The following is a 7,970-nucleotide window of genomic DNA, read 5'->3' on the forward strand; positions in this document are numbered from 1 at the left end:
CTACGAGGTGCCGCGCGACTACGACTCGATGATCGGCAAGCTGATCGTCTGGGCCGAGGACCGCGACGGGGCCCGCGCCCGCATGTCCCGCGCGCTCGACGAGCTCGTGCTCGAGGGCATCCCGACGACGGTGCCGTTCCACAAGCTGGCGATGACCAACGAACAGTTCGCGGCCGGCGAGCACTCGACGGTGTCGGTCGAGACCGAGTGGGACCTGTCCTCGCTGCAGCCGCAGGGCGCTCCGGCCACCGGCGGAGGCGGCGACGAACCGTCGCGCGAGATCACCGTCGAGGTCGGCGGACGCCGGCTCGACGTCAAGGTCTACGGCGAGCTCGCCACGGGCGGAGGCGGCGGCGGGAAGCCGGCAGGCCCACGACGTTCGCGCGGCTCGAAGGGTGGTGGCGCTGCAGCCGCAGCGTCGTCCGAGGACCTCGTCGCGCCGATGCAGGGCACGGTCGTCAAGTACGCCGTCGAGGCGGGCGCCACGGTGGCGGCCGGCGACCTCGTCTGCGTGCTCGAGGCGATGAAGATGGAGAACACCATCACCGCGCACCGCGACGGCGTGGTGACCTCGCTCGGTGCGGCTCCGGGCGGGGTGGTCGAGTCCGGATCGGTGCTCGCCCGCATCGAGGACGCCTGACAGCCTGACACCGGCGGGCGTCGGCCCGCCGTCGGGAGCGCGGCCCTCGCCCGGGACCGCGCGCAGCGGCACGCGCCGCCGGCGTCCGGTTGGGCCGTTCGTCCGGCCAGCGCACCTCGACGTGGTCATCTCTGACCAGGTGACGACGCAGAGCACGTGGTCTGGTTGGGTCACGCGGTCCAGCCATGACCGGGACGTTCGTCCCGGGTGGCCCTCTCGCCACCACGAGGTCCTCGATGTCTCCTCGCCGCACCCCCGGGCTCGCCGTGCTCGTCGCGCTCGTCGCGGCCCTCCTGCCAGCGCTCGCCCTCCCCGCCGCGGCCCAGGATCCGGGAGGTGGCTCGGTCGTGATCAGTCAGGTGTACGGCGGTGGCGGTAACTCCGGTGCCTTCTACCGCAACGACTTCGTGGAGCTGTTCAACCAGGGGACGCGGCTCAGGATCTGACCGGCTGGTCGGTCCAGTACGCGTCGCAGGCCGGGACCGGCTGGAACCCGACGGCCCTGACCGGGTCGATCGCTCCCGGTCAGCGCTTCCTGATCCAGATGGCCTCGGGCGCCAACACCAGCGCCGAGGACCTGCCCACACCCGACGTGGTCGGCACCACGGCTATGGCGGCAGGCAACGCGAAGGTCGCGCTGGTCTCCTCCACCACCGCGTTGCCCTCAAACACCTGCCCCACGGGCGACACGGTCGTAGATGCGGTCGGCTACAGCTCCACGGGCTGCGCCGAGATCGCCATCACCGGGACGACCAACCTCAGCAACAACCAGTCAGCCCTGCGCGACGAGGACCGCTGCGGCGACACCTTCTCCATCATCAGCCCGCCCGAGCCCGAGAACACCACCGCCCCCCTCACCCCCTGCACCACCGGTGGTGGCGAGGACGGCGAGCCGATCGTCCCGGTGTGTGACGACATGACGCTCGCCCGAAGCGAAGGCGGCAGCGTGACACTGACGGCGAGCGACGCGGACGGCACCGTGACCGACGCCGCTATCACCGCCGGCGCCACGGACGGCATCTCCCTGACCGACCCGGACCCCGCCGGCAACGTCGGTGGCACCTTCACGGTCGAACTCGCCGCCGATGACACCCTCGGTGCGCGCGACTACCCGGTCCAGGTGACATTCAGCAACGACGACGAGACCCCGCAGACCGCGAGCTGCACGGCGACCATCACGGTGTTCCTCGCCGTCCCCGATGATGTGTGCGAGGTCGATCCGGCGGAGCTGACGGTCATCAACGAGATCCAAGGTTCAGGTCCCTCAACCCCGATCGAAGGCGAGTTTGTCGTGATCCGTGGGGTCGTGACCGCCGCGTTCCCCTCGGGCGGCTCTACCGGCCTGCCCAACAACCACGGCCTGCGCGGGTTCTTCATCGAGGCGGTCGAGGCCGACCGCGACGGTGACCCGCAGACCTCCGAGGGCCTGTTCGTTTTCGACTTCGACGGCGTGTACGCCTCCGAGGTCGGCGACCTCGTCTACGTCGCGGGCACGGCGGGTGAGGGCTTCGACGTGACCCGGATCTCGTCCAACACCTTCCGCAGCTGCGACGTGGACGGTCTGGACACGACGCTGCCGGCACCGACAGAGCTGCCCCTCCCGGTCGCACCATCTGACCGTGCCGAGGTCCTCGAGCCGCTCGAGTCGATGCGGGTCACCCACCCAGAACTGACGCTCGTCGAGTTCTTCGAGCTCGAGAGGTTCGGGCAGGTCCGGTTGTCATCGGCCGGCGTCTTCCAGAACCCGACCAACGTCGTCGAGCCCGGTTCGAGCGCCTACACCGACCTGTTCGACTTCAACGCCGCGAACAACATCCTCCTCTCCGCCGGCTGGACCGGGCAGAACATCAACCGGCCCGGTCCGGATGGCACGCCGCCCCTGCCGTACCTGGAGCCCGGGGACACCCTGCGCATCGGCGATCAGCTGATCGACCAGACGTTCGTGCTGCACTACTCGTTCAGCAACTGGCGTCTGCAGCCGGTCGACATCGACGAACTGTCCGACGAGTTCCAGGCGAACCGCACCCGTCCGCGTCCGCAGACGCCGCCTACTGCCGGAGGGTCGCTGACCGTCGCCAGCTTCAACGTCCTGAACTACTTCAACGGCGACGGCTACTTCGTCGAGGACGACCTGGCGACGGCACAGGGCTTCCCGAACGCTCGTGGCGCGGTCACGCCGTCCGAGTTCCGGCGGCAGACCGAGAAGATCGTCGATGCGCTCATCCGCATGGACGCCGACATCGTGGGTCTCGTGGAGATCGAGAACGATGCGGGTGACCGCCAGGCGGCCGCCGCGCTGGTCGAAGCGGTCAACGACGAGCTCCGCGACGAGGTCTACGACTACCTCGACACCGGGGTCATCGGGACCGACGCGATCAAGCTCGCCTACATCTACAAGCCCAGCACCGTCGAGCTGAGCGGGGACTACGCCGTCCTGGACAGCGAGACCGACCCACGGTTCGACGACGGGCGCAGCCGTCCTGCGTTGGCACAGACGTTCACGGAACTCGCGACCGGCGAGTCGGTGACCGTCACCGTCAACCACCTCAAGTCGAAGGGCCAGAGCGGACTCAACAACACCGAGGACCCTGACTACGACCAGGGTGACGGTCAGGGGTTCTGGAACCCGACCCGGACGGCCGCAGCCGAGGCGCTGGCCGACTGGCTCGACACGGACCCGACGCAACAGGCGGCCGCGGGCGACCTCATCATTGGCGACCTCAACGCGTACGCGATGGAGGACCCGATCGTCGCCCTCCGGGAAGCGGGGTACACCGACCTGCTGGACGCCTTCGATGGGACGCAGGGGTACCTCGACCACGCGCTCGCCGACGAGGAGCTGTTGCCGTTCGTGACCGGCGCAGCGGCGTGGAACATCAACGCTGACGAGGTCCCTGCGATCGACTACCTCGAGTCGTGCTGCGGCGTGTCGGGCAACTCTCGCTTCCGTACCGCCGAGGTCGCAGCCCAGTACTACGAGAGCTCGGCGTTCCGCTCGTCGGACCACGACCCTGTGCTGGTCGGCCTCGACCTCGCTGGTGAGGATGAGAACCAGCCGCCAACGGTCGAGGACCTCGAGCTCTCTACCCACGAGGACACCCCGGTCAACGGTCAGTTGATCCTCGACGACCCGGACGACGACCCGCTCACTGTCACCTACGGCGCCCCTGCGAACGGGTCGGTCACCGGCGACAACGACGGCGCGTTCACCTACACGCCGAACGCCGGGTTCACGGGCATCGACACCTTCGAGGTGACGGTCGACGACGGACGGGGCGGCACGGACAGCGGGACGGTCACGATCAAGGTGCGCGAGGTCGAGGAGCCGCCGTCGGCACCGATCACAAAGGATGACTGCAAGGACGGAGGGTGGCGCGGGTTCGAGGACCCCAGCTTCCGCAACCAGGGTCAGTGCGTGGCTTCGGTGGTGTCCGATCGCGACGGGCGTGGGAACGCCTACCGCTGACCACGAGGGTTCGAACGGGGGGGCCCGGCGCAACCCCCCCGCCCCCCCCCCCCCCCCCCCCTGCGCGACCGCGCCTCCTACCCGTCGAGCCGTGTCATCAGCATCCGGGCGGCCTCGGCGACCGAACCGGCCATGGTGGGGTAGACGGTGATCGTCTGTGCCACCTGTGCGACGGTGAGCCGGTTCTGGACCGCGACGGCCAGCGGCTGGATGAGGTCGCTCGCGCGCGAGGACACCACCACCCCACCGACGACGGTCCCCGAGCCGACCTGGGCGTGGACCTTCACGAACCCGTCGGTGCCGTGGATCATCTTGGCGCGCGGGTTCGACCGGAAGTCGAGGCGAGCGGTCTCGACGGGAACACCAGCCTGAGCCGCCTCCTCCGACGACAACCCGACGGTGGCGACCTCGGGGTCGGTGAAGATGGTGGACGCGACCGCGTCCCACCGGATCGGCTGGACCGCCTGGCCGAGGGCGTGCCACATGGCGGTCCGACCCTGCATCGCGGCGACCGATGCCAGCATCATCCGGCCCACCACGTCCCCGGCGGCGTAGACCCATCGACACGAGGTGCGGCCGACGGCATCGACGTCGATCCCGCCCCAGTCGTTGACCTCGACGCCGATGGACTCGAGCCCGAGGTCGGCGGAGCTCGGCACCTGGCCGACCGTGAACAGCACGTGGCTGCCCACGACCTCACCACCGTCCTGCAGCCCGACCGCGACCTCGTCTCCATGGCGCTCACAGCCGACCGCTCGAGCGTTACGGAGGATGGTCATGCCCCGGCGCTCGAAGGAGGATTCGATGACCTGCGCCGCGTCCGGGTCCTCGGTCGGCAGGATGAGGTCGCGCGACGACACGAGCGTGACGTCCGATCCGAAGCGGGTGAAGGCGTTGGCGAACTCGGCGCCGGTCGCACCCGAACCGACCACGATGAGCCGTTCGGGCACCTCGGGCAGCCCGTAGATCTGCTGGCCGACCAGGATGCGTTCACCGTCCGGCTCGAAGAACGGCAGCACCCGCGCCGTCGAGCCGGTGCCGATGAGCACGTAGTCGGCCGGCAGGACCGGGCTCCCACCCTCCTGCAGCTCGACGGAGACCTCGTGGCGGCCGCGGAGTCGACCCCGTCCGCGCAGGACGGTCACGTCACTGGCAGCGACGCGGCGCTCGATGTCGGCTGACTGGCTGGCGCCGAGCTCGAGGACGCCGGCGGCGACCTTCGGGAAGTCGACGACGTTGCGGTCCGGCCGACGGCCCGATGCGAGGTGGACACCCATCGCGTCGGCGGTGTGGACCCAGTCCATGGCCTCAGCCGCGACGATCAGCGCCTTCGAGGGGACGCAGTCCCAGAGCACGGAGTTGCCCCCGAGCCCCTCGTCGGTCACCACCGTGACGTCAGCGTCCAGCTCGGCTGCGACCACCGCGGCCTCGTACCCGGCCGGTCCCCCACCGAGGATGACCACGCGCTGGCGTGAGCGGGCGTGCTGGGTGTCGCTGGTCACGGACGATCCTGCGTACCGGGGAAACGGGCAGCATCGACGCTAGCGCCGGCCCGCCCGTCACCTCCGGCGTCGTGCGGACATCTCCGATCCCCGGTTGCAGTCATCAGACCGCAACCGGGAGTGGAACGTGGCGAGGACCGCCCTGACGCGGTCGGTCAGAACGTGTCGTGCGGGATGTAGCCGCCGTACACGCCACGGAGCACGTCGCAGACCTCCTGCAGCGTGGCCCGTCGGCGCAGAGCGTCACCCATCGGCAGGAGCATGTTGTCGCGTCCCTCGGCGGCGGCGCGGACCGCGTCGAGCGCGGCGTCGACGCCGGCCTGGTCACGCTCACGCTTCACGCGGTCGATCGCGTCGATCTGCCCCTGGCGGATCGACTCCTCGACCCGCTGCAGGTCGGGCTGGACGTCCTCGTCCATCTGGTAGCGGTTGACGCCGACCACCACCTGCTCACCCGAGTCGATCGCCTTGGCCAGCTCGTAGGCGGCACGCTCGATCTCGGACTTCTGGTAGCCCTCCTCGACGGCGGCGACGGCGCCACCCATCTCGTCGATGCGGTCGAGGTACTCCTGGGCCTGCTGCTCGATCGTGTCGGTCAGCGATTCGATCAGGTAGCTGCCGGCGAGCGGGTCGACCGACGCCGTCACGTCGGTCTCGTGGGCGAGCACCTGTTGGGTCCGCAGGGCCAGCCGCGCCGACTTCTCGGTCGGCAGGGCCAGGGCCTCGTCGAAGCTGTTGGTGTGCAGCGACTGGGTGCCACCCAGCGCTGCCGCGAGCGCCTGGACCGTGACCCGGACGAGGTTCACCTCGGGCTGCTGGGCCGTGAGCTGCACCCCCGCGGTCTGGGTGTGGAACCGCAGCATCATCGACTTCGGATCCGTCGCCCCGAAGCGGTCACGCATGATCGTGGCCCACATCCGCCGTGCCGCGCGGAACTTGGCGACCTCCTCGAGGAAGGTCGAGCGGGACACGAAGAAGAAGCTGAGCCTCGGCGCGAACCGGTCCACGTCGAGACCGGCATCCACAGCGGCCTGCACGTAGGCGATGCCGTCGGCCAGCGTGAACGCGACCTCCTGCACCGGCGTCGCCCCGGCCTCACCCATGTGGTAGCCCGAGATCGAGATGGTGTTGAAGCTCGGGAGGGTCTCGGCGCAGTAGGCGAAGGTGTCGGAGATGATCCGCAGCGAGGGGGCCGGCGGGAAGATGTAGGTCCCGCGGGCGATGTACTCCTTGAGCACGTCGTTCTGGATCGTGCCGCGGAGCTTGGCGGGCTCGACGCCCTGCTCCTCACCCGCGATCTGGTACATCAGCAGCAGCAGGCTGGCGGGAGCGTTGATGGTCATCGAGGTCGAGACCTCGTCGAGCGGGATCCCGTCGAACAGGACCTTCATGTCCTCGACGGTGTCGATCGCCACGCCGACCTTGCCGACCTCGCCGTCAGCGATCTCGGCCGAGCTGTCGTACCCCATCTGCGTCGGCAGGTCGAAGGCGACCGACAGGCCGGTCGTGCCCTGCGCGAGGAGGTACTTGTAGCGCTCGTTGGACTCCTCGGCGGTGGAGAACCCGGCGTACTGCCGCATCGTCCAGGGACGGCCGCGGTACATGGTCGGGTAGGGCCCCCGGGTGTAGGGGAACTCACCCGGCGCACCGAGCGAGGTCGCGGGGTCGAAGCCGTCGAGGTCCTGGGGCCCGTACACGTCCTCGAACGGGAACCCGCTCACGGTGATCTTGTCGTCGGGCATCCGTGGCACCTCGTCACTGGGGAGACCCGCAGGCTAGGAGCACCGGCCCGGACGCCGGAACTCTGCCCTCTACCGGTAGGCCAGGAGGGGCACCGCTGCCCCCGCTCGCCTACCGGTAGGCGAGGGTCCCGGCGTCAGGCGCTGCGACGGCCCTGGAACTTGGCCTTGCGGTAGTCCTTGTTCATCATCGCGATGAAGTCGATGGAGATGCCCTTCGGGCACGCCGCCTCGCACTCGCCCATGTTGGTGCAGGAGCCGAAGAACTCCTCCATGACGTCGACCATCGACTCGGTCCGCTGGAAGCGCTCGGCCTGTCCCTGCGGGAGGAGGTTGAGGTGGGCGATCTTCGCCGACGTGAACAGCTGCGCCGCCCCGTTGGGGCAGGCCGCCACGCACGCACCACAGGCGATGCAGGCGGCGGCGTCCATCGCGAGGTCGGCGTCCTCCTTGCGGACCGGGGTCAGGTTCGCGTCGGAGGCCGACCCGGTGTCGACGCTGATGTAACCGCCCGCCTCGATGATCCGGTCGAACGCGTCCCGGTCGACGACCAGGTCCTTGATGATCGGGAAACCGGCAGCGCGCCAGGGTTCGATGACGATCTCGTCACCGTCGGAGAACGA

6 protein-coding genes are annotated in these 7,970 nt (G+C 69.5%); 3 read left to right on the forward strand and 3 right to left on the reverse strand.

Annotated features, from left to right (window positions below):
- From WEB03_RS01385 to WEB03_RS01395, 3 genes are all read left to right on the forward strand, one after another.
- On the forward strand, positions 1-640 hold a 640-nt coding region (locus tag WEB03_RS01385; RefSeq protein WP_368069180.1), incomplete at its 5' end, for a biotin/lipoyl-containing protein.
- A gap of 236 nt (positions 641-876) precedes the next feature.
- Positions 877-1,086 (forward strand): hypothetical protein, encoded by a 210-nt coding sequence (locus WEB03_RS01390; RefSeq protein WP_368069181.1) that lies wholly within the window; start codon positions 877-879, stop codon positions 1,084-1,086.
- A gap of 98 nt (positions 1,087-1,184) precedes the next feature.
- Positions 1,185-4,106: an ExeM/NucH family extracellular endonuclease gene (locus WEB03_RS01395; RefSeq protein ID WP_368069182.1), complete on the forward strand. Its 2,922-nt coding sequence runs from the start codon at positions 1,185-1,187 to the stop codon at positions 4,104-4,106.
- A gap of 77 nt (positions 4,107-4,183) precedes the next feature.
- Here the strand turns inward: WEB03_RS01395 and WEB03_RS01400 are convergent, their stop codons facing one another.
- The 3 genes from WEB03_RS01400 to WEB03_RS01410 all read right to left on the reverse strand — a co-directional run.
- Positions 4,184-5,608: an NAD(P)H-quinone dehydrogenase gene (locus tag WEB03_RS01400; RefSeq protein WP_368069183.1), complete on the reverse strand. Its 1,425-nt coding sequence runs from the start codon at positions 5,606-5,608 to the stop codon at positions 4,184-4,186.
- Between the two features lie 155 nt (positions 5,609-5,763).
- On the reverse strand, positions 5,764-7,350 hold the full coding sequence (locus WEB03_RS01405) for a methylmalonyl-CoA mutase (RefSeq protein WP_368069184.1): 1,587 nt from the start codon (positions 7,348-7,350) through the stop codon (positions 5,764-5,766).
- A gap of 134 nt (positions 7,351-7,484) precedes the next feature.
- Positions 7,485-7,970, reverse strand: a 486-nt coding sequence (locus WEB03_RS01410) for a succinate dehydrogenase/fumarate reductase iron-sulfur subunit (protein ID WP_368069185.1), incomplete at its 5' end; no start/stop codon positions are given.

The sequence above is a fragment of the Nitriliruptor sp. genome (genome assembly GCF_040882075.1).
Classification (GTDB): domain Bacteria; phylum Actinomycetota; class Nitriliruptoria; order Nitriliruptorales; family Nitriliruptoraceae; genus Nitriliruptor.

What these genes read in the sequence shown, in the direction of transcription:
- WEB03_RS01390 (WP_368069181.1), top strand. Translation starts at nt 877, where the DNA reads ATGTCTCCTCGCCGCACCCCCGGGCTCGCCGTGCTCGTCGCGCTCGTC.
- WEB03_RS01395 (WP_368069182.1), top strand. Translation starts at nt 1,185, where the DNA reads ATGGCCTCGGGCGCCAACACCAGCGCCGAGGACCTGCCCACACCCGAC.
- WEB03_RS01405 (WP_368069184.1), bottom strand. Translation starts at nt 7,350, where the DNA reads ATGCCCGACGACAAGATCACCGTGAGCGGGTTCCCGTTCGAGGACGTG.